The sequence below is a fragment of the Kocuria sp. LHG3120 genome, assembly GCF_049897445.1.
In the GTDB taxonomy this organism is placed as follows: Bacteria; Actinomycetota; Actinomycetes; order Actinomycetales; family Micrococcaceae; genus Kocuria; species Kocuria rosea.
The window spans coordinates 141,782-168,173 of sequence record NZ_JAFCWG010000005.1 but is presented as its reverse complement, the minus strand read 5'-3'; the positions used below and the strand labels follow the sequence as shown (position 1 = coordinate 168,173).

Below are 26,392 nucleotides of genomic sequence, written 5' to 3'. Positions count from 1 at the left end.
GAAGCAGGTTTCCTGGGCGGTGGCCCCGGTGGCCCGGTGGTGCCGCCCGTGTCCGCCGGCGCGAGTGCGCCGGCTCAGGGCGCGGCGAACCAGAAGTCGTCGAACCCGTACTTCAGCACCCGGTAGGCGAAGTCGTCCTCGGTCGGCCCCTCGAGGGCGTAGTCGAAGCGGGCGATGACCTGGCGCTGGGCGTCGTGCTCGGCGAACGTCAGGGCCTGGCCGCTGTTGACCACGAGCGGACCGCCGAGGTCCTGCACGTTGCTGACGATCGCGGAGTAGGGCACGGCGACGGTCTCGACCTCGGTGTAGGTCCCCGCGTTCTCGTCGACGAGGTACTTCCGGTACTCCGAGCGGAGTGAGGGGTCCGCCGTGGCCACCGGGGAGGTCCCCGCGGGCACGGGACCGGTGTAGTCCGGACGGCTGCCCATGCTCCAGAACGAGTTGTCGAACATCGTGAGGTAGTACTGGCCGTCCGCCAGCGCCGCGTCGTCGTGGCGCACCACCGAGTGCTGTCCGCCGGTGTCGGGGAAGTCCCCCGCCTTCTCGAGGAGCAGGTCCTCGGCCTCGGTGCCGGCCCAGACCTCCCGCTGACCGATGATGTAGTCGACCGCGGGGTTCCCGTGGACGTCGTCGACCTTCAGGATCGCGGAGTTCTCGCGCGCGCTGACGATCACGGAGTCGCCGTCCGGGGACCAGTCGACCGAGTTCAGGTGCAGCCAGTCGTCCACCGTGTTCGGGCCGTAGGGCTGGGTGCGGGACTTGTAGCCGGCGAGCAGTTCCGTGAAGTCGACCGTCTTCTCGTAGGTGCCGGTCTCGAGGTCCAGGGACACCAGGACGTCCTCCACGCTGCCCTTGGCGGTCTCCGTCGCGAGGGTCACGACCTTGCCGTCGTCGGTGACGTCGAAGTCGTGGTGCATCTCGAAGCCCGCCAGGACGTGGGTGGCCACGACCCGGCCGAGGCCGTCGATCCGGGCGACCTCGTTCCTGCCGACGGTGGTCACCATGGTGTCGCCGTAGAACTCCAGCCGGTCCGTGCGGTAGCCGTCGAGGTCGAACTCGGCGCGCAGCACCCCCGCGTTGTCGTAGAGCAGGGTGTAGTCGAGGTGGCGCTTCAGGCCCATGACGGCGAACAGGCCCTCGGTGAGCTCCTCGGCGTTGCCCTCCACGGTGCGGTCGAGGGTCGTGCGGTCGCCCGAGGCGCTCGGTGGAGCGGTCATGGTGAACGAGAACTCCGTGGGTCCGCCGTCGTCGGGCTGCCAGGTGGTGGTCACGGTGTTCTCGGCGCCCGGGACCACCCCGATGAGCTGCCCCTCGAACGACGCGGCGCTCGGGTCGTGGTCCTTGGCGACGCGCGTGAAGTCCTCGGTGCCGGGAGAGCTGACGGTGTACGTCAGGGTGCCGCTGCCCTCGGTCTCGAACTGGGCGTGCACGCCGGTGGTGTTGGTGCCGAAGGGGTTGAGGACCAGCAGAGGGGCCTCGGGAGAAGAGCCCAGGGACTTCAGGTCGTCCAGCGCGGCGTCGACCACCTCCTGCACGTCCGGGGCGAAGCTGTCGCGCTCCTCGGGAGCTCCGTTGCGGGTGACCGAGACGGTGTAGACGTTCGTGTCCGCCTCCGGGTAGGTCTCGGCCGTGGCCGCCACCTGCTCGGCGGCAGGCACCACGGGAGGAGCACCGGGCTGCTGCAGCACCCGCGGAGGCCCGACCGCGAGGGCCGGGCTCCCCGACACGACCAGAGCGGCCGCCATGAGCAGGGTGACGGAACGAGCGCGCGATCGGTGGGACATCGGGGACTCCTGGCGGTGGGCGCGGCGGTGACGTCCGGCCGAGTGTAGCCACGCAAGAGCCCTCTGATAAGGGCCGATGTCTTTGCGGGGGCTAACGCCGCACCCCAGGAGCATCTTCAGTGGCGGGAATGACCCCGGATGACCTCCGGGTGGTCCGGCGATCCGGGCCGTGCCGTCCTGCGGGTGCCGCTGCGGGTCCGCCTCACTGATCCCCGCCGGGCTCGCACCGGTCGGCGCAGTCGCGCAGCCGCGCCACGAGCTCCTGCGCCGCCGGGTCCTGGTCGAACTCGCTCACCACGAGGCGCCGGACGCCGGAACTCTCCTGGACCTCGATCACGTAGGACTGCTGGTCGGCCGCTCCCTGGCGGGTCGTCGGGGCGGTCGATCCCAGCCGGTGCGCCAGGACGGTCTCGAAGAGGTCGAGGAGCGCGTCCTGCTGCGCCCGGGGCAGGGACTCGGTCTCGAAGCTCCGCTCCACGGCCAGCCCGGGGAAGTACGCGAGGCCTCCCTCGAGGCGGTAGCTGACTCTCGCCATGGACGGCACCGTCCCTCCGTCGTACGCGGACGGCCCGGACCGGGCCCGTGCGGGGACCGGCGGGGCCGGTGAGGAATCAGTTCCCGACTATACCCGCGGCGCCCTTCCGGGTCAGGCGCCAGCACCCGTCCGCTCCGTCGAACGTGGTCATGGCACCCGTGGCGACGTCGCCCACCAGCGTGCCGGCGTACCGGGCCGCACCGGCGTCGAAGGACAGGAGCAGGGTGCCGTCCTGCTGGTGCCACTGGCCGGACAGCTCTCCGGTGAACGAGCCGTTGTCGTGGAAGCTCAGATGCACCCGCGCGGAGGAGTCCGTGCAGCCCCAGCTGTACTGGAGCACCCACTCGTCCGCGAGGGCGCCCACGGGCCGGGCCGTCTCGGGCGCGACCCCCACCTGCTGCCAGGCGTCCGCCACCACGGCCTGCTCCGCGGGTCCGAACAGGGCGGCAGCGTGCTCGATCGTGAGGCCCGCGAAGTCCTTGAACTGCGCGACCCACCGCAGGCGCCGCAGCTCGGGGTCGCGCATCGCGGCGTACCAGATCCGGCCGGCCCTGTCCCAGCTGTGGCCGCCCAGTCCGGTCGCCGCGAGGCAGAACGCCCGGTTCGGGATGCCGGAGTTGATGTGCACCCCGCCGTTGTCGTCCAGGGTGTGCACGAAGCGGGACATGTGGTCCGGCTGCGGGTCCTTGCCGAGCACGTCGTCGTCGAACGCGGTGCCGGGTGCCTTCATCGAGCGGAGGCCCACCCCGTTGACGGCGCTCGTGAACAGGCCTGCACCGATGATCCAGTCGGCGTCCGCAGCCGTCTGGCGGGGAACGGCCACGTACTGCTTGACCATGGCCCCGATGACGTCGGAGAAGTGCTCGTTGAGCGCCCCGGACTGGTACATGTACAGCAGGTCGGACTCGTGCGTGGTGATGCCGTGCGCGAGCTCGTGCCCGATGACGTCCACGGCGGCGGTGAAGCGGTTGAAGTACTGGCCGTCGCCGTCCCCGAAGATCATCTGCCGGCCGTCCCACGCCGCGTTGTTGTACTTCTCCTGGTAGTGCACCGTGCCGAGCAGGGGCATGCCGGCGTCGTCGAGGGAGTTGCGCCCGAAGACCTCCTGCAGGAGGTCGAACGTGGAGCCCAGGCCGTCGTACGCCTCGTCCACGGCGGGGTCCCCGCTGGCGGGGGCTCCCTCCGAGCGCACGAGCGTCCCCGGGAGCTCCGCGGTGTTGCCGGCCGAGTGGACCTTCCGCTCCCTGTGGGCGGTCGCCTGCGCCGCGACGGACCGCGCAGTGAGGTCCGCGATCAGCCGTTCCGCCCGGACCGTGGTGTCCACGGCCAGCGCCGCCAGGGCGTTCCTGCGGGTCTGCTCATCCCCGTGCACCGCCATCTGCTCGTGCACGTACGGCGGGATCACCCCGCAGAACGCTCCGTGCCGGTGTCCGTGGTCCGTGGTCATCGCTTTCCCGCCCCTTCGCATCGGATCCTGTTGCCCGCGGCGTCCAGCTCACCGGGCGCCGTCCCCGGGCCGTCCGGCGCACCGGGTGCTGTCCCCGCGGAGTCCAGCCTCCGCCCGGCCACGTCCGCCGGCTGCCCGGCGCTGCTGTCCGCGGATCCCGGCCCACCGGCGGATCCCTGCCTGGCCAGGTACCAGCAGCCGCCCGGCGAGCCGTCGAAGGAGGACATCGCCCCTGCTCCCGCCGTGCCGGTGATCGTGCCGCCGTACTGCGCGGGGCCATCGGCGAAGCGGAGCAGCAGGGTGCCGTCCTGCTGCCGCCAGGCGCCGGAGAACCCGCCGCCCGAGAAGGTGCCGTCCGGCTCGAACACGAGGCCCACCCTGCCGTAGTCGTCGGTGCAGCCCCAGCTGAAGTGGAGCACCCACGGACCGGAGATCGTCACTGTTCCGCCCCTTTCCTCGCCCGGCGCACGAGCACCGGCGGGACCGCTGACCGGGTGCTCCGGGAACCGGAGAACCATGTGCAACGATCATCCCACCAGGATCCGACGGCGTACCGGCCGGCGCGGAAATCAGCAGCCGGTGCCCTGCGGGTTCTCGAGGCAGTCGTCCGCGTAGTTGCGCACCGTGGAGCGCCAGACGCTGATCGGCACCGGCGCGCTCGCGACGTCGTTGAGCCCCGCCACGGGCAGCCATGGTCCACCCGCCACGGAGTACTCGCCGGAGAACCAGGTGGTGAGCGAGACGGCGTAGTCACCCGTCTCCGTGTAGACGTGACTGGTGTCGGTCTCCACGTCCCACGCCCCCTCCGCGAGCGGGGCGCCGCTGAGCTCGGTCGGCCCGAGCGCGGTCCCGTCGCCGTAGTCCCATGCGTACTGGACCGGCATGGCGCGCACCTCGACCGGGAAACCACCCAGCTCGGTGCTGAACTGCTGGGGCCGGGCCTCCGCCCAGACGTTGGTGTGCATGCCCCGCAGCGTGTCGGGCGCGGGCTGGACGGCACTGGCCGCGGGCGCGACGGCGAGCGTCCTGAAGTCCTGCAGGGTGAAGGTCGGCAGCTCCACGACCTCCTCGCCGCCCTCCGCCTCGGCGACCGCCACGCACATCGGCTCGCCCCACGGCGTGCTGGGCCCCTCCGCCTGCCGGACGACGACGTTCATGTAGACGCCCTCCCCACCGTCGGCCGTGGTGCAGTCCCGCTCGGCCAGGCAGTCCTCGAGGATGTCGCCGGTCCGGTTGGTGCACGGGTTCTGCAGGCCGAACGTCTGCTGCTTCGACTGCGCGATGGTGTCCGGGTTGAACGGCCGGTCGATGCCCTGGTCGCTCAGGTACTGGCGGAGCGCCTTCTGAAAAGCGGGGTCCTCGTCCGGGTCGTAGTCGACCGGGGTTGCAGGCCCGGGCTTAACGACCTCAAAGTTTTCTGTATTCTTTTGATCACTCTCACGGCGTGCATCAATCGACAAATGCACTTCGTTACCTTCCGCGAAGGAATCAAAATTGTATGATCCGCTTTTCTGGATGTCGTTTTTCTTGAAGAGTGTCTGACCGGATCCCTCGTCGCCTTTTTCCGTCGCCTGACCCCCTATTGCGGGCAGGACGATCAGCGAGGCCGAGAGTATGGAGACGAATCGGAATGCATTCACTCTTGCTCACCCGCAATTGGAGCAAGAGTGATGTAGATCCAACCTTCCTCTGAAAAATCCATATAAAGCACGGATTTATCCCCCGGCTCTCCTGGCGCCTCAATCTCAATTTCGGCATCGCTTACCAGCTGCCCCGAATCTCGCTTGTAAACGACCATAGGCTTGTATACACCATCTGCGGCCCGAAGAAGTTCCGACTGATTGATGCGAATCGACTCTCGGCCGCCGATTGCCCACTTTCCCTCTCTATAGACGGCTTCCAAATCATCTAGTTCAGCTAGGCATACTTCACATGCATCACTAGTGATGTTCCGTGCATATGAGGTGTCGCCGGTCTGGTACGCGTACCACATGGCGTCGGACCAGTAGTCGAGGAAGGCCTGCGCCCCGTCCCGGGACTCCTCCTTCGCCAGGTCCGGCATGACGGGCTTCGGCACGTTCTGCGCGGGCCCGTCGAGCGAGGCCGGCACGTAGTCGGCGGGAGTGGCGTCCGGACCAGGCTCCGATGAGCTCGCCGCAGCCGATGAGGCAGTGCTGGAAGGGGACGCCGCGGCGCCGTCGTCGTCGGGACCGCATCCCGTGAGGAGCAGTGCCGCCAGGACGACACCCCCGACCACCGTGCCGACTGGGCTGGACCGCACCATGAAGTTCCCCGCTTCGCTCTGCCACGGCCGGACGGGCCGGCTGGATGGATCAGATGGTAAGCGCCCGCCACTGTGCGGCAGCAACCCCTGTGGACACGCTGAAACCCGCGTTTTCATGGGGCCTGGTCAGCGGCACCATGGTCACGACTTCGTTAATGTCACTCCGACTCGAACAATGTTATAGTCGCTGCAACCAGAAGGCACTGGACGTGAGGGAGGTGACGATGACCGCGCAGAACGTGGAACTGGCGGTGTCGACCGTCATCTTCGCCGCCCGCGACACCGGCCCCGACGGCGGCAAGGAACTCTGGCTGCCCCTCGTCCGCCGCATCCGCGACCCCTTCCGGGGGATGTGGGCCCTGCCCGGCGGACCGCTCCAGCCGCACGAGGACCTCGAGGCCTCCGCCGCCCGGTCCCTGCAGCTCACCACCGGTCTGCAGCCCGGCTACCTCGAGCAGCTCTACGCCTTCGGCGGCCTGACCCGCTCGGCGAACGCCGAGGAGCGCGTCGTCTCGATCGTCTACTGGGCCTCGATCCGCACCGACCAGACCTCCGACCTGCACGCCGACCTCAACGTCACGTGGATGCGCACCTCCGAGCTGCCGCCGCTGGCGTTCGACCACAGCGACATCGTGGACTACGCCCTCTACCGGCTGCGCAACAAGATCACCTACAGCCGCGTGGCCCACTCCTTCCTCGGCGAGACCTTTACCCTCGCCGCCCTGCGTGAGGTGCACGAGGCGATCCTCGGCACCCCCCTGGACCCGGCCAACTTCCGGCGCCAGGTGCTCGCGTCCGGCGCCGTCCTCGACACCGGCACCCGCCTGGAGGGCACGCGTCATCGCCCGCCCCGGCTCTACCGCTACAACCACGACCTCGACCTCGCCGACCGCACCCCGGCCGGCCGCAGCACCCAGGAGCAGACATGACCTCCGTCGCCACCCGCATCGACCTGCTGACCGGGAAGCCGGCCGGCCTGCCGGGAACCGCCCCGGCCCCGAGCACCTGCAGCACCGACCTCTCCGCGAACCCCTGGGACTTCGCACCCGCCGTCTCCGCCGGCTACGGCCCCGGGGCCTCCGAGGACGACGTGGTGCCCGCCGGCGCCCCCGCCCAGCCCGTGATCCCCGAGGAGTACCAGCACGCCTCCGCCGAGGAGCTCGACCGGCGGATCACCGCCGCCAAGCAGACCCTCGGCGAGCGCGTGGTGGTGCTCGGGCACTTCTACCAGCGGGACGAGATCGTCAAGCACGCCGACTTCCTCGGCGACTCGTTCCAGCTGGCCCGCGCCGCCAGGAGCAGGCCGGAGGCCGAGGCGATCGTGTTCTGCGGCGTGCACTTCATGGCCGAGACCGCCGACATCCTCTCCGGCGAGCACCAGTCCGTGATCCTGCCCAACCTCGCCGCCGGCTGCTCCATGGCGGACATGGCCGACGAGGACTCCGTCGAGGAGGCCTGGGAGCAGCTCATGGACGTCCTCGGGGAGACCGACGACGACGGCCGGCAGACCGTGGTCCCCGTGACGTACATGAACTCCTCCGCGGCGCTCAAGGCGTTCTGCGGCCGGCACGGCGGCATCGTGTGCACCTCCTCCAACGCCGCGACCGTCCTGGAGTGGGCCTTCGAGCGCGGTCGGCGGGTGCTGTTCTTCCCGGACCAGCACCTGGGCCGCAACACCGCCAAGGCCATGGGGATCCCGCTCGAGCGGATGCCGATGTGGAACCCCCACAAGGACCTCGGCGGGAACACCGCGCAGGACCTGCAGGATGCCGAGGTGATCCTCTGGCATGGCTTCTGCTCCGTGCACCGCCGCTTCACCGTGGCCCAGATCGACAAGGCCCGCGCCGAGCACCCCGGCGTGCGGGTGATCGTGCACCCCGAGTGCCCCATGCCCGTGGTCGACGCCGCCGACGAGAACGGCTCCACCGACTACATCCGCAAGGCGATCGACGCCGCCGAGCCCGGCAGCACCTTCGCGATCGGCACCGAGATCAACATGGTCAACCGGCTCGCCGACCAGCACCCCGAGCACACGATCTTCTGCCTGGACCCGGTGATCTGCCCGTGCTCCACGATGTACCGGATCCACCCCGGCTACCTCGCGTGGGTGCTCGAGGAGCTCGTGGCCGGGTGCGTGGTCAACCGGATCTCCGTGGACGCCGCGACCGCCCGGGACGCCGAGGTGGCGCTCGAGCGGATGCTGGCGGCGCTGCCGCGGTGAGCACGAACCCGGCACCGCGCGTGCTCGTGGTGGGCAGCGGCATCGCCGGCCTCACCGCGGCCCTGGGCGCCGCGGGCCACGGTCTCGACGTGACGCTGCTGAGCAAGGACGCCCTCGACGAGACCGGCACGGCCCGCGCGCAGGGCGGGATCGCGGCCATGACGGCCGCGCTCCCGGCCGGCCAGCCCCGCGACTCCGAGGAGCTGCACGTCCAGGACACCCTCGCCGCGGGGGCGGGGACGTGCGACGACGACGCCGTGCGCGTCCTCGTGCGCGACTCGGCGGCCGCGATCGACGAGCTCGTGGCGCGCGGTGTGGCCCTCGACCGCGCGGCCGGACCGGACTCCCCCTGGCTCGAGGGTCTCGAGGGCGCCCACTCCGTGCCCCGGATCCTGCACGCCGGCGGCGACGCGACCGGCCGCGAGATCCAGCGCGCCCTCCTCGCCGCCGCGCTGGCGGCCGAGACCGCCGGGCGCCTGACGGTCCTGCGGCACACCATGCTGGTCGACCTCGTGCTCGGCCCAGGCGGCCGCGCGGCCGGGGCCCTCGTCCTGGCGGGTCCCGGGGACCGGCTGCACGAGCTGCCTGCGGACGCCGTGGTGCTCGCGACCGGCGGCGCCGGACAGCTCTACCCCCACACCACCAATCCGGCCGTGGCCACCGGTGACGGCATCGCCGCGGCCCTGCGGGCGGGCGCCGCCGTGGCGGACCTGGAGTTCGTGCAGTTCCACCCGACCGCCCTCGCCGCTCCGGGCTGCTTCTTGGTCTCCGAGGCCGTCCGCGGGGAGGGCGCGGTGCTGCGGGACAGCACGGGCCGGCGCTACCTCGAGGACGTGCACCCGCGCGCGGAGCTCGCCCCCCGCGACGTGGTGGCCCGCGAGAACGTCCGCCGGTCCCTGGCCCAGGGCGGCCGGCCGGTCCTGCTCGACTGCACCGCGCTGAGGCCGTCCGGCCCGCACGGGGGCGGCACGACCGCCGAGTTCCTCGCCCGGCGCTTCCCCACGATCGACGCCGCCCTGCGGGCCCACGGCCTCGACTGGTCCCGCGAGCCGGTCCCGGTCACCCCGGCGGCCCACTACCTGATGGGCGGCGTGGCCACCGACGGCCTCGGCCGCACCACCGTCCCGGGGCTCTACGCCGTGGGCGAGTGCGCGGCCACGGGCGTGCACGGCGCCAACCGGCTGGCCTCCAACTCGCTGCTGGAGGGCGCCGTCTTCGGGGCCCGCGTGGCCGACGCACTGCAGGCGGACTCGCTGCGCACGGACGCGCCGGGAACCGGCCGAGCGGCCGACGACGCCCCGGCGCGCCTCGTCCTGCCCGACCGCGCCGAGATCCTGCCGGCGGCCGGTCGTTCCAGGATCGCGGCCGCCCGGTCCCGGAGCACTGCCCCGGTCGACGAAGAGGCTGTGCCGGTCGACAGGGACGCCGTGCCGTTCGACCGCGGGCAGTTCCAGGACGCCATGTGGGCGGCCGCCGGTGTCCTGCGCGACCGTTCCCGGCTCGAGACGCTGGCCCGGCGGCTGGCCGGCTTCCGCCCGTCCGCCGGTCTCTCCCGCCGTGCAGTGGAGGACCGGAACCTGCTGACCGTGGGACGCGCCGTGACCGCCGCTGCCCTGCACCGCACCGAGTCCCGGGGCGCCCACTTCCGGGAGGACTTCCCGGCACCCGATCCCGCCCGCGCGCGACGCACGTTCTGGCGCCTGGACTCCGCCCCGGATGAGGCCACTGTCCCGGCCCTGATCGGGACACATACTTCCATCGACATGTTCGACCTACCGGAGAGGATCCCCGCATGCTGACCCGAGCCGCCATCACCGAGGTCGTGGAGCGGGGGCTCGCCGAGGACGCGCCCTGGGGCGACATCACCTCCGAGCACCTCATCCCCGCCGGCACCACCGCCCGGGCCGAGCTCGTGGCGCGCGAGGCCGGCGTCTTCTCCGGCGGGCAGGTCTTCGCCGCGACGTTCGCCGCCGCGGACCCCGCGGTGGCCGTCGAGCTGGTCTCCGCCGAGGGCGACCGCTTCGAGGCCGGGGACACCCTGGCCGTGGTGACCGGTCCCGCCCGGGCCGTGCTGACCGGCGAGCGCGTGGCCCTGAACCTGACCCAGCGGATGTGCGGGATCGCCACCCTGACCGCCCGCTACGTCGCCGCCGTCGAGGAGACGGTCGCCCGCGTGGAGCAGGCCGCGAACCTCCCGTCCGGCACGATCACCCGCACCCGAGTGGCCGACACCCGCAAGACCACCCCCGGGCTGCGGGCGCTCGAGAAGCACGCCGTGCTCAGCGGGGGCGGGCACAACCACCGGCACTCCCTCTCGGACGCCGTGATGGCCAAGGACAACCACCTGGCCCTGCTCACGGCCGACGGCACCGACCTGACCGGCGCCCTGCGGCAGCTGCGCCGTCGTCTCCCCCACACGGTGCACCTCGAGGTGGAGGTGGACCGGCTCGACCAGATCGAGGCGGTCCTGGCCGGCGGCGCGGACACGATCCTGCTCGACAACTTCTCGCTGGACGACCTCGTGAGCGGCGTGGCGATCATCGACGGCCGGGCGACCGTCGAGGCCTCCGGCGGCGTGAGCCTGGAGACCGTCGGGGACATCGCGGCCACCGGGGTGGACGTCATCTCGGTGGGCGCGCTCACCCACTCCGCCCGCAACCTGGACCTGGGCCTCGACATCGGGCTCGGCAGCGGCCACGGCACCGGGACGGGATGACGGTGCTGTACCTCGACTCGGCCGCCACCACCCCCGTCCGGCGGGAGGTCCTGGAGGCCATGTGGCCCTATCTCACGCAGGAGTTCGGCAACGCCTCGAGCTACCACGAGGCGGGCCGGCGGGCGCTGGCCGGGCTGGACCGGGCCCGCGGGACGGTCGCGCAGGTGCTGAACTGCCGGCCCGCCGAGGTCGTGTTCACGTCCGGCGGGACCGAGGCCGACAACCTGGCCGTCAAGGGCATCGCCCTGGGCCGCCGGGACCGGGACCCCGCGCGCACGCACGTGGTGACGAGCGCCGTCGAGCACCACGCCGTGCTCGACTCCGCCCGGGACCTGGCCCGCTGGGACGGCTTCGACGTCACAGAGCTGGGCGTGTCCGCCGAGGGGTTCGTGGACCCCGCCGCCCTGGAGAGGGCTGTTCGTCCGGGCACCGCAGTGGTATCCGTGATGCATGCGAACAACGAGACGGGTACGGTCCAGGCGATCGCCGACCTGGCTGCGGTGGCTCGGGCGCGGGACGTCCCGTTCCATACGGATGCGGTCCAGACGGCCGGGTCGCTGGAACTGGACGTACAGGCGCTCGACGTGGCGGCGCTGAGCCTCGCCGGGCACAAGATCGGGGGGCCCAAGGGCGTGGGGGTGCTGTTCCTGCGCCGCGGGACCCCCCTGCGCCCGCTGCTGAGCGGCGGCGGGCACGAGCGCGGCCGGCGCTCCGGGACCTCGAACGTGGCCGGCGCCGTCGGCCTCGCCACGGCCCTGCGGCTGTCCGCCGAGGAGCGGGCGGCGAAGTCGGTGCGCCTGGCCGAGCTGCGGAACCGGCTGATCACCGGGATCCTGTCCGCGGTCCCGTCGGCCGTGCTGACCGGTCCGGACCCCCGGGAGCGGCCGGCGGCGCGGCTGCCCGGCAACGCCTCGTTCTGCTTCCCCGGCGTCAACGGCGAGACGGTCCTGGTGGATCTGGAGGCCCGCGGGCTGCTCGTCTCCTCGGGCTCGGCCTGCGCGGCCGGGGACACCGAGCCCTCCCACGTGCTGACCGCCATGGGCTTCCCCGCCGAGGTCGCCACCACCGCGGTCCGGTTCACGCTGTCCGCCGAGGTCACCCCGGAACAGGTGGACGGGATCGTGGCGGCGGCCCGGGACGTCGTCGAGCGGCTGGTCGCGGCGCGCGGCTGAACGCGCTCAGCCGACCGGGACCGGGAGCGCGACCGGCACCGGGTGCTGCACCCCGGCGTGCACGACAGCCAGGACCGGCTCGCCCTTCTGCTCTGCGCTCCGCGAGCTCTCCGACACCAGGACCCAGGAGGGGTCCGGGCAGGAGTGGGGCGCGGGGCCCTCGGGAACCGCGCTCGAGGCGCCCCGGCCGTCGAAGCCCTCCAGCCGGAAGCCGACGACCGTCCGCCACCACAGGGTGCTCGGCGTGCTCGCGATCCCCCGGGTCTCGGTGATCACCAGGTCCGTCCGCCGCGTCAGGACCTCGGCGGTCCCCGGCTTCACGCACTCCCACGAGATCTCGGTCACCGACTCGGTCTCCGCCACGAACTCGAGCGAGGCCGCGTTGGCCTGCAGCGTCTCGTCGTCCCAGCCGAGCGCGGCCCGGGCGTCGGCGGCGGTCACGAAGCCGGTGCCGTCCTCGTGGAGCTGCGTGGCCGCCCAGGCCGGCGCCGCCAGCCCGATCGACACCCCCGCCGCCGCGAGAGCCGCCAGTACCACGATGACCTTGTGCATGTGCTTCCCCAATCCCCTGTCCCCCGACACCGGGGACGCGCTCCCGGATCGTTTTTCCGAACGCTAATGCAGGCACGGGGGGCCGATCCAGCGGCGTGACCCATCTGTGACCCCCTGTCCGACCTGCGGCGACACATGCGGTGCCGCGCAGCGCGCCCCTCAGGCCGCTTCCTCCCGCTCGGTGGGCACCGGGTGCGCCACCCCGTCGTGGACGACCTCCAGGGCAGGCCCCTCGTGCGCCTGCGCCCGTTCGGTGGACCGGGGCACCCGGGACCACGCCCCGTCCTGGTCCCCGCCCCCGTTCCCCGGGCAGGCGTCGAGGTCGGGGCCCTCGACCACGGAGACGGACACGGCGTCCTCGGCGAAGCCCTGCAGCTCGAAGCCCGTGACGGCACCCGTCACCGAGCTCCGCTGCACGGTGGCGACCAGGTCCGCCCGGGCGGTCGTCGTCGTCCGCCGCTCCTGCACGGCCACGGCGCCGGTGAGTTCCTGGACGCACTCCCACGACGCGGTGGCCACGGTGACCGTCTCCGCGACGAGGTCCAGCTCCGCGGCGGAGGTCTGCAGCCGGTCGTTGGTCCAGCCCACGGCCCGCAGGACGTCCTCCCGGCCGACGGAGCCCGTGCCGTCCGGGCGCAGCGTCACGGCCGCCGCGGCCGGCACGGTCAGCGCGACGGACGCCGCCGTCACGGCCGCCACCACGCAGGTCAGCAGTCTCTTTCCCACTCGATCTCCCCCAGTCCCCCCTGTCCCCCGACAGGAGTCCGGCCATCGGGCCGTGCTGGGGAGGCTAATGAAAAGTCGTGGACGCGTCCAGCCCGGACGGCGCGCGACCGGTCCCGCGCCTCAGCCGGCGGCCTGCTCGCGCAGGACGTTCTTGCGGATCTTGCCGGACGCGGTGCGGGGCATCTCGTCCACGAGGCTCAGCGTCTTGGGGACCTTGTAGCGGGCCAGCCGGCCGGCCAGGTGCTCCTGGATCGTCCCCGCGGTGAGCTCCCGCCCCTCCCGGGGGACGACGACGGCGTGCGGCACCTCGCCCCACTTCTCGTCGGGCACGCCGATGACCGCCACAGCGGCCACCTCCGGCAGCTCGAGGATGGCCGCCTCGACCTCCGCCGGGTAGATGTTCTCCCCGCCGGAGATGATCATGTCCTTGATCCGGTCCGCGACGAACAGGTAGCCGTCCTCGTCCAGGTAGCCCAGGTCCCCGGAGTGGAACCACTCCCCCTCGAAGGACCCCGCCGCGTCGGGGCGGTTCCAGTACTCCCGGATGACGTTGGGCCCCGAGAGCAGGATCTCCCCCGCCTCGCCGGGAGCCGCGGGCTCCCCCGCCGCGTCCACGATCCGCACGTCGGAGAAGAAGTGCGGCAGCCCGGAGGAGCCCGCCTTCTCGCGGGACTTCGCGGCGGGGAGGTTGGTGGCGCCCGGGGAGGTCTCCGTCATGCCGTAGCTGGCGGTGAAGGCCAGTCCCCGGTTCTCGTAGGCGTCCAGGACCCGCATGGGCACCGCGGAGCCGCCGCAGGTGAGCTTGCGCAGGGAGGAGAGGTCCGTGGTGTCCCAGTCCGGGTGCTCGCACAGCATCTGGTAGGTGGTCGGCACCCCGGAGAGCCAGGTGACGCGGTGGCGCTCGATGAGCTCCAGCACCCGGCCGGGCACGAACTTGGACTCGAGCACCAGCGTGGCGCCCTTCAGCAGCGTCGGCAGCACCCCCATCCCGAGCGAGGCCACGTGGAACATCGGGGAGATCATGAGCGCGACGTCGTCGGCCGCCACGTCGTAGTCGACCAGGACGTTGAAGCAGTTCCAGGTGAAGTTCCCGTGGGTCAGACAGGCGCCCTTGGGCCGGCCGGTGGTCCCGGAGGTGTAGAGGATCACGGCGAGGTCGTCCAGGCCCACCGGGACGTCCTCCGTCCAGGGCTCGGCCGCCGCGATCACCGCCCCGAGGGCGGGGACCTCGTCCGCGCCCTCCCCGGCCGCGTCCTCCTCGGCCACGACCCAGCGGACCACGTCCGGCAGGTCCCGGGCGGCCGGTGCGGCCAGGCCCGTCAGGGCGGCGTCGTGGATCAGCACCGAGACGTCCGCGTCCTCGAGCTGGTAGCGGATCTCGGGGACGGCCAGGCGCGTGTTGAGGGGAACGAGGACCGCGCCGAGCGCTCCCGCGGCGAACATCGCCTCCAGGAAGGCCGGGCTGTTCTCCCCGAGGAACGCCACCCGGTCCCCGGGGCCCACGCCCCGGCCGGACAGGGCCGTCGCGAGGCGCCGGGACCGGTCGTGCAGCTCCCGGTACGTCAGCGTGCGCTCGCCGTGGATCACGGCCGTCCTGGGCCCGGACTTCTCGAGCCTCCGGACGAGCCAGGATCCCAGTCCCTGATTGCGCATGCGATCGCCTCCTCAAACAGTCGTCAAAGCCAATAGTTGAAAAGTTCCACTATTAGCCTCCAGCGTAGAGAGAGCTGGATCACATTGTCCAGGCCCCCGGGCGAACCCGACCCCGCGCGACTTTCCCACTTATGTCATCTTCTCAATGGTTGACATCTTCAATTGATTGCTGTTCCAATGGTCGCACTGTGAGTCGGCCCACACCACCGCCCGGACGCACCCGAGGACCGGGGCCGGCCCGTCCGCCGCACCGGAGCCCCGTCCCGGCGGCACACCCACTCTCTCCGCCCCAGAGCAAGGAATCGCCATGTCAGCAGCACCCGGCACCCTGGCGTCCCTGGACGCCCGCGCCAGGAACAAAGAGGCGCGCAAGGTCATCTTCTCCAGCTACCTCGGCTCCACCATCGAGTTCTACGACTTCCTGCTCTACGCCTCGGCCTCCGCCCTGGTCTTCCCCTACGTGTTCTTCACCGACCTCGACCCGCTGGCCGGCACGATCGCCGCGTACGGCACCTTCGCCGCCGGCTACCTGGCCCGCCCGCTGGGCGGGGCGGTCTTCGGCCACTTCGGCGACCGCCTGGGCCGCAAGAAGATGCTCATCATCTCGATGCTGATCATGGGCATCGCCTCGACGCTCATCGGCCTCATCCCCAGCGCCGCCGTCATCGGCTCCTGGGGGGCGGTCATCCTGATCCTCCTGCGGGTGTGCCAGGGCATCGCCGTGGGCGGCGAGTGGGGCGGGGCCGCACTGATGGCCCTGGAGCACTCCGCGAAGGGCAGGCGGGGGTTCGCCGCGTCCTTCACCAACGCCGGCGCCCCGACCGGTGCCGCGCTGGGCACCTTCGTCCTGGGCCTGTTCGCCGCCATGCCGGAGGAGCAGTTCCTCTCGTGGGGCTGGCGCGTCCCGTTCCTGCTGTCCGTCCTGCTGCTGGCCGTGGGCGTCTTCGTGCGCTCCCAGGTGTCCGAGAGCCCGATCTTCCAGGCCGCGCTGGCCAAGGAGGCCGCGGAGGGCCCCACCGCCAAGCGCAAGGTGCCCATCGTCGAGGTGCTGCGCCGCCCCCGCGCCCTGGTCTACACGATGCTGGCGGGGGCCTCCGGGTTCGCCCTCCAGGTCTTCCTGGCCACCTTCGCGGTCGCCTACGCGGTCGAGCGCGGCGCCGACCGGCAGCCGGTCCTCTACGCCTTCGCCCTCGCGTCCGTGCTCAGCGTGTTCTTCGTGGTCGGCATGGGCCGCCTGTCCGACCAGCTGGGCCGGCGCCCCGTCATGGTCGTGGGGCTGGTGCTGTTCATCGCCCTCATCCTCCCCATGTTCTCCTGGCTGGCCACCGGCAACGTGCTGCTGATCTTCGTGACCTTCACCATCGGGCTGGCCTGCCACGCCGCGATCTACGGACCGCTGGCGGCCTTCATCTCGGAGCAGTTCGGCACGTCGTCCCGCTACACCGGCGCGTCACTGGGCTACCAGTTCGCCACCCTGATCGGGGCGGGCTTCACCCCCACGATCCTCGCCTCGATCTACGCCTCCTCCGGGCAGGCCATCGCCCCCGTGGTCTGGTACCTGGCCGGGATGGCGGTGGTCAGCGCGGTGTTCATCCTGCTCACCCGTGAGTCCAAGGACTTCGACCTGGAGACCCACGAGCACTGACGCCGCCCGCTGCGGAGCACCTGCGGCACCGAGCCCCCGCCTCGTCACCGCCCTCCCCGTTCGACCGGGGAGAGGGGGCGGGGCGGGGGCTCGGCGTCGTCGAGGGCCGGGGGAGCGGTCCGTCAGAAGGCCACCTTCTTCAGCAGCCGGGACAGCTCCTCCCGCTCCGCCGGGGAGAGCGGGGAGAGCGACTCCGCGGTGGAGTTCTCCACCAGGACCCTGGCCCGGGCGTACAGCTCCCGGCCGGCGGCGGTGGGGGCGATGATCTTCGAGCGGCGGTCCCGCGGGTCGGTCCGGCGCTCCACCGCGCCGCGCCGCTCGAGGTCGTCGAGGATGGCCACGATCTGACTGGGGTCCAGCACCAGGAACTGGCTGAGCTCGCGCTGCGTCAGCTGCTCCTCGCCGCAGGCCAGCGCCAGGACCGAGTAGTGGCGCACCTTCAGCTCCAGCTCCGCCAGCCTCCGATTGGCCGCCGAGGAGCCCGTCGAGGCGGCGCGGGCCATCAGGAAGACCGGCTCCGCCGTCAGCTCCGCCTCGAGGAGGCGCTCGAGACCGGCGGACGGGTCGGTGGGCGTGGTCATAGCGTCTCTCCTGGGGCCGGGGACCCCAGTCTACGGAATCCGTGCCCCCAGCATAGATGGAGGTTCTTAACCATTGACATTCTCAACGAATAGCGGTGGAATGGGGACGAACCCGCAGCAGTGACGGGCGTCACCCCGTCCGCCGATCCACGAGCGCCGATCCGTCAGCGCCGATCCGTCAGCGAAGGAGCCACCCCATGGCACAGGACAGCACCGCATCCCCGAGCACCACCCCTCTCGCCGGCAAGGTCGCCGTCGTCACCGGCTCCGGCCAGGGTCTGGGCCTGGCCTACGCCCAGGAGCTCGCCCGCCAGGGCGCGGCCGTGGTCATCAACGACGTCGACCAGGCCATCGCCGAGAACGCCGTCGCCTCCATCACCGAGACCGGCGGGCGGGCCGTCGCCGTCGTCGCCCCCGTGGGCTCCACCGAAACCGCCACCGCCCTGGTGCAGGGTGCGGTGGAGGCCTTCGGCCGCCTCGACGTCCTCGTCACCAACGCCGGGGTGCTGCGCGACAAGTCCCTGCTGAAGATGACCGACGAGGACTTCGACCTCGTCATCCAGGTGCACCTGCGCGGCACCTTCACCTGCGCCCGCGAGGCCTACCGGTACTTCAAGGAGAACGGGGTGCCCGGGCGGATCATCACCATCGGCTCCCCCACCGGCCAGTACGGCAACTTCGGCCAGACCAACTACGCGGCGGCGAAGGCCGGGATCGTGGGCATGGTCCGCACCTGGGCCCTGGAGATGAAGAAGGCCGGCGTCACCGCCAACGCCGTCATCCCCGTGGCCGCCACCGCCATGACCGAGACCATCCCCTTCTTCCGCTCCGCCGTCGAGGCCGACCGCCGCGGCGAGCCGATGCCGGACTTCTTCCGCAAGGACCTCGGCTTCGGCAACGCCGCCGACGTCGCCGGGCTGATCGCCTGGCTCGCCTCCGACGACGCCGCGCAGGTCACCGGCCAGGCCATCGGCGCCGGCGGCGACCGCCTCCAGGTCTTCAGCCACCCCCGCCCCGTGGCCACCGAGTACCGCAACGGCGGCTGGACCTTCGAGGCGCTGCGCGAGCAGCTCCCCGCGATCCTCGAGGGCAGCCTGCAGCCGGTCGGCGAGACCCTGCCCCCACTGCCGGAGGAACTGAAGCCCGAGTCCGCGACCCAGCAGTCCTAGGAGGAGCCGGCATGCGCTACGAGTACGGTCTCGACCTCGCGTCGCTGAACGCGATCGACATGCACGTGCACATCGAGTGCTCCGACCACGGACACCCGTCCCTGCCCGCGGCCCTGACCGAGGCCTCGGCCAAGTACTTCAAGGCCGAGGACCGGTCCCCGTCCCTGGACACCATCGCCGAGCGCTACCGCGAGTGGCGGATGGCCGCCGTCGTCTTCACCGTCGACGCGACCACCGCCCTGGGCCACGAGCCGAACTCCATCGAGGAGATCGCCGAGGGCGCGGCCCGCAACAACGACGTGCTGATCCCCTTCGGCTCCGTGGACCCGCTCCAGGGCTCCGCCGCGGTGGAGCGGGCGAAGATGCTCGTCGAGGAGCACGGCGTCAAGGGCTTCAAGTTCCACCCCTCCCTGCAGGGCTTCGACCCCTCGGACGAGCGGTTCTACCCGCTCTACGCGGCGATCCAGGACCTGCGCGTGCCCGCCCTGTTCCACACCGGGCAGAACGGCATGGGCGCCGGGCTGCCCGGCGGGGGCGGGATCAAGCTGGGCTACTCCAACCCGCTGCTGCTGGACGCGGTGGCCGCGGACTTCCCCGAGCTCCAGGTCATCATGGCCCACCCCTCGGTGCCCTGGCAGGAGGAGGCCAACTCCATCGCCACCCACAAGGCCAACGTGTGGATCGACCTCTCCGGCTGGTCGCCCAAGTACTTCCCCGAGTCGCTGGTGAAGGCCTCCAACCGGATGCTCCAGGACAAGGTCCTCTTCGGCACCGACTACCCGCTGATCACCCCGCAGAAGTGGCTCGGGGCCTTCGAGCAGCAGTCCTTCACGGACGAGGTCCGCCCCAAGATCCTCAAGGACAACGCCGTGCGCCTGCTCGGCCTCGACGGGGCACGGGCATGAGCACGGACGCCGGGCGCCTCTACCCCGACTGCGACCCGTACGGGATCGCGGAGAGACTGACCGAGGCCGAGAAGGCCCCCCTGCGCAGGCTGCGCCGGGTGCTCGAGGACGAGGTGCGGCCGCTGCTGGCCGAGTACTGGGAGGCCGGGGAGTTCCCCTACCAGATCGCCCCCTCCCTGCACGCCCTCGACCTCATGACCCCGCCCGAGCTCACGGCCGACGGCGGGCAGCCCCGGTCCCTGTACCACGGGTTCCGGATCTTCGAGCTGGCCCGCACCGACGCCTCGGTCGCCACGTTCTACACCGCCCAGGCCGGGCTGTTCCGCACGGCCTGCCGCGTGGGCGGCACGCCGGAGCAGTTCGCCGCGTGGGACCCGAAGATCACGTCCTTCGAGATGACCGGGGTGTTCTGCCTGACCGAGCCCGAGCACGGCTCCGACATCGCCGGCGGGCTGGCCACCACGGCCCGGCGCGAGGGCAACGAGTGGGTGCTGACGGGCACCAAGCGCTGGATCGGCGGCGCCTTCACCGCCGACCTCCTCGCCGTCTTCGCCCGCGACGAGGCCGACGGGCCGGTCAAGGGCTTCCTCGTGGACCGGCAGGCCCCGGGCGTGCGGCTGGAGAAGATCCACGGCAAGACGTCCCTGCGGATGATGCAGAACGCCGACATCCACCTCGACGGGGCCCGGGTGCCGGAGGCACAACGGCTGGGGAACGTGAACTCGTTCAAGGACGTCGCCGCGATGCTGCGCGCCATGCGCTCCGACGTCGCCTGGATCGCCACCGGCATCCAGGCCGGCGCCTACGAGGCCGCGCTGCGCTACGTGCGGGAGCGCGAGCAGTTCGGCCGCCCGATCGGCGGCTTCCAGCTCGTCCAGGAGAAGCTGGCCCGGATGCTCGGCAACGTCACCGCGTCCCTGACCATGGTCGCCGGCCTCGCCGAGCGGCAGGAGGGCGGCGTCTACCGGGACGAGGACTCCGCCCTGGCGAAGATGTGGATCAGCCTGCACATGCGCGAGACCGTGGCGCTGGCCCGCGAACTGGTCGGCGGCAACGGCATCACCCTGGCCCACGACGTCGCCCGCTTCCACGCCGACGCCGAGGCCGTCTACTCCTACGAGGGCACCCACGAGATCAACGCGCTCGTGGTCGGCCGGTCGATCACCGGCCGGAGCGCGTTCGTCTGAGCCGCCCGCCCGACACCCCCCGATCCACCACCGACGCCACAGACGCCACCACGTAAGGACACGCCATGACCGAAGCACAGACCCAGCCCCAGACCGTCGTCGCCTTCGACGAGGTGAAGAACCTCGTCGGCAAGAGCCTCGGGCACTCCGCCTGGCGGGAGATCACCCAGGACCAGGTGAACACGTTCGCCGACGCCACCGACGACCACCAGTGGATCCACACCGATCCCGAGCGCGCCGCCGAAGGGCCCTTCGGCGCCCCGATCGCCCACGGCTTCCTGACCCTGTCCCTGCTCATCCCGATGTGGTCCGAGCTCTTCGACGTCACCGGCGTGAAGACCAAGGTCAACTACGGCCTCGACAAGGTCCGCTTCACCTCTCCCGTCAAGGTCGGCTCGCGGATCCGCATGACCGTGACCATCACCGACGTCCAGGAGGTCAAGGGCAACGGCCTGCACCTGGTGGCCGACGGCACGATCGAGATCGAGGGCGAGGAGCGGCCCGCCGTGGTCGCGACCTTCCTCAACCGCTTCTACGCCTGAACGCGCTGCCTCCTGACCCGCGACGGCCCGGGTGACCACGTTCTTCCGTGGTCGCCCGGGCCGCCGCGGGTCAGCGGGTGCGGAGCGGGTCAGACGGTCGCCTCGGCCCGCGCGCAGGCCGCCACGGCCTCCGCCACGGCCGGGGCGACCCGGGGATCCAGGGCGGAGGGCACGATGTGGTCCGCGGTCAGACCGTCGGCGGCGGCGATCGCCGCGATCGCCCGGGCGGCCTCGAGCTTCATGACCGGGGTGATCCGGGCCGCCCCGGCGTCCAGGGCGCCGCGGAAGATGCCCGGGAAGGCCAGCACGTTGTTGATCTGGTTCGGGAAGTCCGACCGGCCGGTGGCGACCACGGAGGCGTACTTCGCGGCGACCTCGGGCATGATCTCCGGGTCCGGGTTGGCCAGGGCGAACACGATCGCGTCCTCGGCGAGTTCGGTGAGGTACTCCTCGGGGACCGTCCCGCCCGACACACCCACGAACACGTCGGCGCCCTCGAGGGCGTCCTTGGGCCCGCCGATCAGCCCGCGCGGATTGGTGCGCGCCGCGTAGCCGGCCTTGATCGCGTTGAGGTCGTCGCGCTCCCTCGAGACGATGCCCCGGGAGTCCATCAGCACCACGTCATCGATGCCCTGGGCCAGCAGGATCTCGGTGATCGCGATGCCGGCCGCCCCGGCGCCGGCGATCACGACCTTCAAGCCCGCCAGGTCCTTGCCCACCAGGGTCGCGGCGTTGAGCAGGGCGGCCAGGACGACGACGGCGGTGCCGTGCTGGTCGTCGTGCATCACCGGGATGTCCAGCTCCTCGATCAGACGCTTCTCGATCTCGAAGCAGCGCGGGGCGGAGATGTCCTCGAGGTTCACCGCGCCGAAGGACGGGCGCAGCAGCTTGACGGTGGCCACGATCTCGTCGACGTCCTGGGTGTCGAGCACGATCGGGATCGAGTCCAGGTCCGCGAAGGTCTTGAACAGGGCGGCCTTGCCCTCCATCACCGGCAGGGACGCGGCCGGGCCGATGTCACCCAGGCCCAGCACGGCGGAGCCGTCGGAGATCACCGCCACGAGCCGGCCCGCCCAGGTGTGCGTGGCCGCCATGTCGGGATCCGCGGCCACCGCCCGGCTCACCTCGGCGACCCCGGGGGTGTAGGCGATGGACAGGTCCCGGCGGGTGGCCAGGGGGGACTTCGAGACCACGGAGAGCTTGCCGCCCTCGTGGGAGCGGAAGATCTCCTCGTGCGTGATGGGGCCGGGCTGCTGGTTCTCGTCGCTCATGCGGGGTCCTCGTGCTCTCGTCGTTGAGTGCGAACAGGGTCCCCGCCATTGTGCCCCACCGCCGGGACCCCTCCCCCGCCCGTGTGACGCTCCGGGACCTCCGCGGTGCTTCCGCCCCGGGCGGCACAGAGCCCCCGGACCGCGTGGTCCGGGGGCTCTGCTCGCGGGGTCGGGCGCGCGCGGCGCCCGACGGTGCGGACCGGGGATCAGATGATGGACCGGCCCCCGGTGCGCGCCTTCTCGAAGCGCTCCTGGACGTCCGCCCAGTTCACGATGTTCCAGAAGGCCTTGACGTAGTCCGCCTTGACGTTCTGGTAGTCGAGGTAGAACGCGTGCTCCCACATGTCCAGCTGGAGCAGCGGGATCGTGGCGACGGGCACGCCGTTCTGCTGGTCGTACATCTGCTCGATGACCAGGTTGCCGCCGACGGGCTCAAGGGCGAGGATCGCCCAGCCGGAGCCCTGGATCGTGGTGGCCGCGGCGGTGAAGTGGTCGCGGAAGGCGTCGAAGGACCCGAAGTGGTCCTCGATCGCCGCGGCGAGCTCACCGGTCGGCTTGTCGCCGCCCTCGGGGGAGAGGTTCTGCCAGAACACCGAGTGGTTCACGTGGCCACCGAGGTTGAACTGCAGGTCCTTGGACAGCTTGGCCGCGGCGGCGCCGTCACCGTTCGCGCGGGCCTCCGCCATCTTCTCCAGGGCGGTGTTGGCACCGGCCACGTAGGTGGCGTGGTGCTTGTCGTGGTGCAGCTCCATGATCTTCGCGGAGATGTGGGGCTCGAGCGCCGCGTAGTCGTAGGGGAGATCGGGAAGGGTGTACTTCTCGGCCATAGGAGAGTCCTTTCGAGTGCTGTCGTGTGGTTCCACCCTCGTCCCGCGCGCGAGCAGGGGTCAAGGAGGTTCCGCCACCAGCGTACGGCGCGCCCCCGGGCAGCCTCCGCCGGGGGCTCAGAAGAAGTCGGGCGGGCTCTCGAGCGGGCAGCGGGGCGGGTGGGGGGTCAGCTGGGACGGGACCGTGAACTCGTAGTCCCCCGTCTCGATCATCCGCCCGAGCGTCTCGAGGGCGTTCCGGGCGCTCCGGCGGGCGGCCGGTTCGAGCAGGCGCCACAGCCAGGCCTTGGACTCCGTGAACCGCCCGTCCACGGCCTTCTCGATCCGGGTGCCCCCCTCCACCGGTTCCCAGGTGATGGTCACCAGCAGATCCACCACGCCCTTGGTGGTGCGCATCCCCAGGCGCCGGCCCGGGACGTGGTCGGAGACGATGTTCACGAAGGAGAAGCGGAGGGGGCCCACGCGGACCGTGGACTCGATCGACGTGCCGAGCTGCAGCACGGCCGTGCTGACCTGGTAGTTCCGCTCCGGGATGGGGTTCCAGCGGCGCAGGCAGCCGGGGTCGAGCAGGAAGCGCTCCACCAGGGCCGGGTCGGCCCCGACCACGGCCGTGTCCACCAGCCGGAACGTCGTGGCGCCCTTCAGCATCGTGTCCTCCGGTCCCCGGTCGGATCCGCGCCCCGGGCAGGCACGCGCAGCGCACGGACGGGAGCAATTCGCATGTGCACACAACTACTCTAGTGATCGGCCCTCGCGGGGCCCGCCCGTCCGGGTGCACAGGGGGTGGAGAAAGTTGTCCACAGGTGTGGAGGAACGCGTGCACAGAGCGAGCACCGGTGCACCCAATCCCCGGCCGGCGGCGCCGTTGCAGGTCAGCGCGGGGTGGGCGGGACAGGGAGTCCCGTAATTCCACCGGTGGAAGTTATCCACGCTGTGGACAACACCTGTGGAGAAGCTGTTGAGAAGACCGTGCCAGGACGTCACGGAGCGTCGCACAGAGGCCGGCCGGTCCCCCTGAACGGGGGACAGCACCGGTCGGCGGGCGGGCGGGGACCCCGCCGAACGGGAGGCGGCAGCGGCCGGGAGCACTCCGGACGGCGGCGTCCTAGCGGTGTGCACGGGAGCGCACGAGGACGGCGAGCGCCGCGCAGGCCAGGTAGCAGACGAGCACCACGCCCCAGCCCACCGCGAAGGACCCCGTGAGCTGGAGCAGTCCGCCGAGGGCGAGCGGACCGGCGCAGAACCCCGCGTACAGGCCCATGGTCACCACGCCGGTGGACGCCCCCACCCGGTCGGCGGGCACGGCGCGCATCGCCGCGGACATCACCACCACGCTCACCGCGAGTGCCGCGCCCCCGTGCAGGACGGCCGCCGGCCACACCGCCCACGCGAGGCCGGGGTGCAGCGGCGCCAGGATCAGCAGCACGGCGCTCGCGGCCGCCCCCAGGGCCATGCCGGCCAGCAGCACGAAGCCGTCCGTGCCCGGCCGGTCCATCACGCGCGCCCACAGCACCCGGGAGGCGATGCCCACGAGCGCGGAGACGGACACGGTGGCCCCGGCGGCGACGACGTCGAGGCCCAGCTCCCGGTGGGCGTAGAGCGGCAGGTAGACGTTGGCGGCCTGCGCCCCCAGCCCGGTCAGTGCCGCGGCCGCGGCGTACGCCTTGACGGCACCGGGCATCGGCGGCCGTGCGGCGGCGCCCGCCGTCCGGGGCCGGCTCGTCGGTTCCGGCCGCCGGGTCCGGCGACCGGTCCACGACCGGAGGGCCGCCCAGGACCGGGACGGCAGCGTCGCCGGCGACGGAGACCCCGTCCCGGACCGGGACGCCGTCCGCGGCCCGGACGCTGTCCGCGGCCGTGATGCCGCCCCGGACGGAAACGTCGTCCGGGACGGGCGTGCCGCCGGGGTGCCGGGGTGGTTGTCCGGGACCGTCCACCAGCCGTGCACGAGCAGGAGCAGCACCGCGCCCACAGCCACCAGGACCGCGGTGCGCCAGCCGAGCAGCAGGCCGAGCGCGGGGAAGGTCAGGCCCGCCACGAGCTGCGAGGCCTGCACGCCGGCCTGCTTGATCCCGAGCCAGCCGGCGCGCCGCCCGGCGGGCACGTGCAGCCGGATGAGCCGGTTGGTCGCGGGGTTGGCCATGACCTGCCCGAGCCCCGAGAGCACCATGGCCGCGAGCAGGACCGCGTAGCCCGGCGCGGCGGCGGTCAGGAGCATCGCGAGCGCGGCGCCGCCGAACATCACGACCAGCAGGGTGCGGGCGGCCAGCCGGTCCGCCCAGCGGCCCGTGCGCACCGCGGTGACGGCCGCGACGAAGAAGGTGGTGGTGGCGAGCAGCCCGAACTGCGCCTCCGTGAGCTCCAGGTCCGCGATCACCAGGGGGCTCATCGCCGAGAGGCTGTGGGTCAGCAGCGGGCCCACGGCCATCGTGGCGGTGAGCACCAGCATGAGGTGCGCGCCCGGCCTGCGGTCCCGGGTCACCGGTCCTTCCCCGGGGTCGGCCGGTCGGCGGCGTGCAGGCCCACGACGCACGCCACGATCCCCGCCAGGAAGAGGGCCTTCGCCCACGAGATCTGCTCCTGCCCCGTGCCGGCCGCCCACGCGACCGTGAGCACGGCGCCGATGCCCGTCCACACGGCGTAGGCGGTGCCCATCGGCACCACCCGGGCGGCGCGTGCCAGGGTGAGCATGCTCAGCACCAGGGTCACGGCGAAGAGCAGACCGGGGCCCGGCCGCGAGAAGCCCTCGGACGCGCCCAGGGCGGTGGCCCAGACCGCCTCCAGGATCCCGCTGAGCACCAGCAGCGCCCAGGCACGGGCGCGCCGGTCCCGCTCGGCCCGCGCCGCGCCGGCCTCAGCCGACAACCTTGAGCCCGATCACACAGCCGACGAGTCCGAGCACCAGCAGGATCCTGAGGGGCGTGGCGGACTCGCGGCCCGTCAGCATGGACCAGGCCACGGTCAGGGCCGCGCCGATGCCCACCCAGACGGCGTACGCCGTGCCCGTGGGGAGGGTGGCCATGGCGTAGGACAGTCCGGCCAGGCTCACGGCGGCCGTCACCGCGAACACCACGGCCGGCACGGGACGGCGGAGACCGTCCGAGGCCGCGAGCGCGGACGCCCACACCGCCTCGAGGACGCCCGAGAGCACCAGCACCGTCCACGCACCCACGGG

Annotated in this window: 26 protein-coding genes; 10 read left to right on the top strand and 16 right to left on the bottom strand. The window is 72.0% G+C overall.

The window, feature by feature from the left end:
* Nucleotides 1-74 precede the first annotated feature (74 nt).
* The 6 genes from ACP7CD_RS11625 to ACP7CD_RS11600 form a co-directional block, all read right to left on the bottom strand.
* Nucleotides 75-1,784, bottom strand: coding sequence for an aryl-sulfate sulfotransferase (locus ACP7CD_RS11625; protein WP_336650113.1), 1,710 nt, complete (start codon nt 1,782-1,784; stop codon nt 75-77).
* Between the two features lie 202 nt (nt 1,785-1,986).
* A complete protein-coding gene (locus ACP7CD_RS11620; RefSeq protein ID WP_141246761.1) occupies nt 1,987-2,319 on the bottom strand; it encodes a protealysin inhibitor emfourin in 333 nt (110 codons plus the stop codon).
* A gap of 76 nt (nt 2,320-2,395) precedes the next feature.
* Entirely contained in the window at nt 2,396-3,766 is a 1,371-nt protein-coding gene (locus ACP7CD_RS11615) for a M4 family metallopeptidase (RefSeq protein WP_284563028.1), read from the bottom strand.
* On the bottom strand, nt 3,763-4,206 hold the full coding sequence (locus ACP7CD_RS11610; protein ID WP_284563027.1) for a hypothetical protein: 444 nt from the start codon (nt 4,204-4,206) through the stop codon (nt 3,763-3,765). The genes ACP7CD_RS11615 and ACP7CD_RS11610 overlap by 4 nt, the downstream gene beginning before the upstream one ends.
* Nucleotides 4,207-4,335: 129 nt before the next feature.
* Nucleotides 4,336-5,226, bottom strand: coding sequence for a PKD domain-containing protein (locus tag ACP7CD_RS11605; protein WP_284563026.1), 891 nt, complete (start codon nt 5,224-5,226; stop codon nt 4,336-4,338).
* Nucleotides 5,227-5,402: 176 nt separating this feature from the next.
* Complete coding sequence (locus ACP7CD_RS11600) at nt 5,403-6,050, bottom strand: DUF6318 family protein (RefSeq protein WP_426120235.1); 648 nt, start codon at nt 6,048-6,050, stop codon at nt 5,403-5,405.
* A gap of 224 nt (nt 6,051-6,274) precedes the next feature.
* Between ACP7CD_RS11600 and ACP7CD_RS11595 the strand changes: the two genes are divergently transcribed.
* From ACP7CD_RS11595 to ACP7CD_RS11575, 5 genes are read left to right on the top strand one after another with little or no spacing between them, the layout of a single operon-like run.
* Nucleotides 6,275-6,979, top strand: a complete 705-nt coding sequence (locus tag ACP7CD_RS11595; RefSeq protein WP_109221608.1) for an NUDIX hydrolase — start codon at nt 6,275-6,277, stop codon at nt 6,977-6,979.
* Nucleotides 6,976-8,271 carry a quinolinate synthase NadA gene (nadA, locus tag ACP7CD_RS11590; protein WP_426120234.1) on the top strand — a complete coding sequence of 432 codons (1,296 nt, stop codon included), beginning with the start codon at nt 6,976-6,978 and terminating at the stop codon, nt 8,269-8,271. The genes ACP7CD_RS11595 and nadA overlap by 4 nt, the downstream gene beginning before the upstream one ends.
* On the top strand, nt 8,268-10,070 hold the full coding sequence (locus tag ACP7CD_RS11585; protein WP_284563023.1) for an L-aspartate oxidase: 1,803 nt from the start codon (nt 8,268-8,270) through the stop codon (nt 10,068-10,070). The genes nadA and ACP7CD_RS11585 overlap by 4 nt, the downstream gene beginning before the upstream one ends.
* Complete coding sequence (nadC, locus tag ACP7CD_RS11580) at nt 10,064-10,987, top strand: carboxylating nicotinate-nucleotide diphosphorylase (RefSeq protein ID WP_035924268.1); 924 nt, start codon at nt 10,064-10,066, stop codon at nt 10,985-10,987. Before ACP7CD_RS11585 ends, nadC begins: the two co-directional genes overlap by 7 nt.
* 2 nt (nt 10,988-10,989) lie before the next feature.
* Nucleotides 10,990-12,159, top strand: a complete 1,170-nt coding sequence (locus ACP7CD_RS11575) for a cysteine desulfurase family protein (RefSeq protein ID WP_426120303.1) — start codon at nt 10,990-10,992, stop codon at nt 12,157-12,159.
* Nucleotides 12,160-12,165: 6 nt separating this feature from the next.
* On the opposite strand, the gene ACP7CD_RS11570 is transcribed toward ACP7CD_RS11575, so the two are convergent.
* From ACP7CD_RS11570 to menE, 3 genes are all read right to left on the bottom strand, one after another.
* The gene (locus tag ACP7CD_RS11570) at nt 12,166-12,711 is read right to left on the bottom strand and encodes a hypothetical protein (protein WP_017831755.1); all 546 of its coding nucleotides are present in this window, start codon (nt 12,709-12,711) and stop codon (nt 12,166-12,168) included.
* A gap of 159 nt (nt 12,712-12,870) precedes the next feature.
* Nucleotides 12,871-13,437, bottom strand: a complete 567-nt coding sequence (locus ACP7CD_RS11565) for a hypothetical protein (protein ID WP_126346754.1) — start codon at nt 13,435-13,437, stop codon at nt 12,871-12,873.
* A 120-nt stretch (nt 13,438-13,557) separates the two neighbouring features.
* Entirely contained in the window at nt 13,558-15,090 is a 1,533-nt protein-coding gene (gene menE, locus ACP7CD_RS11560) for an o-succinylbenzoate--CoA ligase (protein ID WP_109221605.1), read from the bottom strand.
* Nucleotides 15,091-15,397: 307 nt separating this feature from the next.
* Here menE and ACP7CD_RS11555 point away from each other — a divergent pair, with 307 nt between their 5' ends.
* Nucleotides 15,398-16,735 carry an MFS transporter gene (locus tag ACP7CD_RS11555; RefSeq protein ID WP_035924272.1) on the top strand — a complete coding sequence of 446 codons (1,338 nt, stop codon included), beginning with the start codon at nt 15,398-15,400 and terminating at the stop codon, nt 16,733-16,735.
* Between the two features lie 122 nt (nt 16,736-16,857).
* Here the strand turns inward: ACP7CD_RS11555 and ACP7CD_RS11550 are convergent, their stop codons facing one another.
* A complete protein-coding gene (locus ACP7CD_RS11550; RefSeq protein ID WP_017831751.1) occupies nt 16,858-17,316 on the bottom strand; it encodes a MarR family winged helix-turn-helix transcriptional regulator in 459 nt (152 codons plus the stop codon).
* Between the two features lie 197 nt (nt 17,317-17,513).
* Here ACP7CD_RS11550 and ACP7CD_RS11545 point away from each other — a divergent pair, with 197 nt between their 5' ends.
* The 4 genes from ACP7CD_RS11545 to ACP7CD_RS11530 all read left to right on the top strand — a co-directional run bounded on the left by ACP7CD_RS11545 (nt 17,514) and on the right by ACP7CD_RS11530 (nt 21,119).
* Complete coding sequence (locus tag ACP7CD_RS11545; RefSeq protein ID WP_426120233.1) at nt 17,514-18,485, top strand: SDR family NAD(P)-dependent oxidoreductase; 972 nt, start codon at nt 17,514-17,516, stop codon at nt 18,483-18,485.
* 11 nt (nt 18,486-18,496) lie between these two features.
* Nucleotides 18,497-19,390, top strand: coding sequence for an amidohydrolase family protein (locus tag ACP7CD_RS11540; protein ID WP_144835622.1), 894 nt, complete (start codon nt 18,497-18,499; stop codon nt 19,388-19,390).
* The gene (locus ACP7CD_RS11535; RefSeq protein ID WP_426120232.1) at nt 19,387-20,577 is read left to right on the top strand and encodes an acyl-CoA dehydrogenase family protein; all 1,191 of its coding nucleotides are present in this window, start codon (nt 19,387-19,389) and stop codon (nt 20,575-20,577) included. The genes ACP7CD_RS11540 and ACP7CD_RS11535 overlap by 4 nt, the downstream gene beginning before the upstream one ends.
* Before the next feature lie 65 nt (nt 20,578-20,642).
* Nucleotides 20,643-21,119 carry a MaoC family dehydratase gene (locus tag ACP7CD_RS11530; RefSeq protein WP_095650003.1) on the top strand — a complete coding sequence of 159 codons (477 nt, stop codon included), beginning with the start codon at nt 20,643-20,645 and terminating at the stop codon, nt 21,117-21,119.
* Between the two features lie 89 nt (nt 21,120-21,208).
* Here ACP7CD_RS11530 and ACP7CD_RS11525 read toward each other — a convergent pair whose 3' ends face one another.
* The 6 genes from ACP7CD_RS11525 to ACP7CD_RS11500 form a co-directional block, all read right to left on the bottom strand.
* Complete coding sequence (locus tag ACP7CD_RS11525) at nt 21,209-22,390, bottom strand: NAD(P)-dependent malic enzyme (RefSeq protein ID WP_426120231.1); 1,182 nt, start codon at nt 22,388-22,390, stop codon at nt 21,209-21,211.
* Nucleotides 22,391-22,596: 206 nt separating this feature from the next.
* Entirely contained in the window at nt 22,597-23,217 is a 621-nt protein-coding gene (locus ACP7CD_RS11520; protein WP_017831745.1) for a superoxide dismutase, read from the bottom strand.
* 117 nt (nt 23,218-23,334) lie between these two features.
* Nucleotides 23,335-23,865: an SRPBCC family protein gene (locus tag ACP7CD_RS11515; protein ID WP_126349582.1), complete on the bottom strand. Its 531-nt coding sequence runs from the start codon at nt 23,863-23,865 to the stop codon at nt 23,335-23,337.
* A gap of 457 nt (nt 23,866-24,322) precedes the next feature.
* Complete coding sequence (locus tag ACP7CD_RS11510; protein WP_426120230.1) at nt 24,323-25,699, bottom strand: MFS transporter; 1,377 nt, start codon at nt 25,697-25,699, stop codon at nt 24,323-24,325.
* Nucleotides 25,696-26,082 (bottom strand): DMT family transporter, encoded by a 387-nt coding sequence (locus ACP7CD_RS11505; protein WP_126349584.1) that lies wholly within the window; start codon nt 26,080-26,082, stop codon nt 25,696-25,698. Before ACP7CD_RS11505 ends, ACP7CD_RS11510 begins: the two co-directional genes overlap by 4 nt.
* Nucleotides 26,072-26,389 (bottom strand): DMT family transporter, encoded by a 318-nt coding sequence (locus ACP7CD_RS11500; protein WP_095650008.1) that lies wholly within the window; start codon nt 26,387-26,389, stop codon nt 26,072-26,074. Before ACP7CD_RS11500 ends, ACP7CD_RS11505 begins: the two co-directional genes overlap by 11 nt.
* Between the last annotated feature and the right edge of the window lie 3 nt (nt 26,390-26,392).

What these genes read in the sequence shown, in the direction of transcription:
- ACP7CD_RS11520 (WP_017831745.1), bottom strand. Translation starts at nt 23,217, where the DNA reads ATGGCCGAGAAGTACACCCTTCCCGATCTCCCCTACGACTACGCGGCG.
- nadA (WP_426120234.1), top strand. Translation starts at nt 6,976, where the DNA reads ATGACCTCCGTCGCCACCCGCATCGACCTGCTGACCGGGAAGCCGGCC.
- ACP7CD_RS11535 (WP_426120232.1), top strand. Translation starts at nt 19,387, where the DNA reads ATGAGCACGGACGCCGGGCGCCTCTACCCCGACTGCGACCCGTACGGG.
- ACP7CD_RS11625 (WP_336650113.1), bottom strand. Translation starts at nt 1,784, where the DNA reads ATGTCCCACCGATCGCGCGCTCGTTCCGTCACCCTGCTCATGGCGGCC.
- ACP7CD_RS11620 (WP_141246761.1), bottom strand. Translation starts at nt 2,319, where the DNA reads ATGGCGAGAGTCAGCTACCGCCTCGAGGGAGGCCTCGCGTACTTCCCC.
- ACP7CD_RS11600 (WP_426120235.1), bottom strand. Translation starts at nt 6,050, where the DNA reads ATGGTGCGGTCCAGCCCAGTCGGCACGGTGGTCGGGGGTGTCGTCCTG.
- ACP7CD_RS11530 (WP_095650003.1), top strand. Translation starts at nt 20,643, where the DNA reads ATGACCGAAGCACAGACCCAGCCCCAGACCGTCGTCGCCTTCGACGAG.
- ACP7CD_RS11555 (WP_035924272.1), top strand. Translation starts at nt 15,398, where the DNA reads ATGTCAGCAGCACCCGGCACCCTGGCGTCCCTGGACGCCCGCGCCAGG.
- ACP7CD_RS11545 (WP_426120233.1), top strand. Translation starts at nt 17,514, where the DNA reads ATGGCACAGGACAGCACCGCATCCCCGAGCACCACCCCTCTCGCCGGC.
- ACP7CD_RS11525 (WP_426120231.1), bottom strand. Translation starts at nt 22,390, where the DNA reads ATGAGCGACGAGAACCAGCAGCCCGGCCCCATCACGCACGAGGAGATC.
- ACP7CD_RS11615 (WP_284563028.1), bottom strand. Translation starts at nt 3,766, where the DNA reads ATGACCACGGACCACGGACACCGGCACGGAGCGTTCTGCGGGGTGATC.
- ACP7CD_RS11550 (WP_017831751.1), bottom strand. Translation starts at nt 17,316, where the DNA reads ATGACCACGCCCACCGACCCGTCCGCCGGTCTCGAGCGCCTCCTCGAG.
- menE (WP_109221605.1), bottom strand. Translation starts at nt 15,090, where the DNA reads ATGCGCAATCAGGGACTGGGATCCTGGCTCGTCCGGAGGCTCGAGAAG.
- ACP7CD_RS11595 (WP_109221608.1), top strand. Translation starts at nt 6,275, where the DNA reads ATGACCGCGCAGAACGTGGAACTGGCGGTGTCGACCGTCATCTTCGCC.
- ACP7CD_RS11570 (WP_017831755.1), bottom strand. Translation starts at nt 12,711, where the DNA reads ATGCACAAGGTCATCGTGGTACTGGCGGCTCTCGCGGCGGCGGGGGTG.
- ACP7CD_RS11515 (WP_126349582.1), bottom strand. Translation starts at nt 23,865, where the DNA reads ATGCTGAAGGGCGCCACGACGTTCCGGCTGGTGGACACGGCCGTGGTC.
- ACP7CD_RS11540 (WP_144835622.1), top strand. Translation starts at nt 18,497, where the DNA reads ATGCGCTACGAGTACGGTCTCGACCTCGCGTCGCTGAACGCGATCGAC.
- nadC (WP_035924268.1), top strand. Translation starts at nt 10,064, where the DNA reads ATGCTGACCCGAGCCGCCATCACCGAGGTCGTGGAGCGGGGGCTCGCC.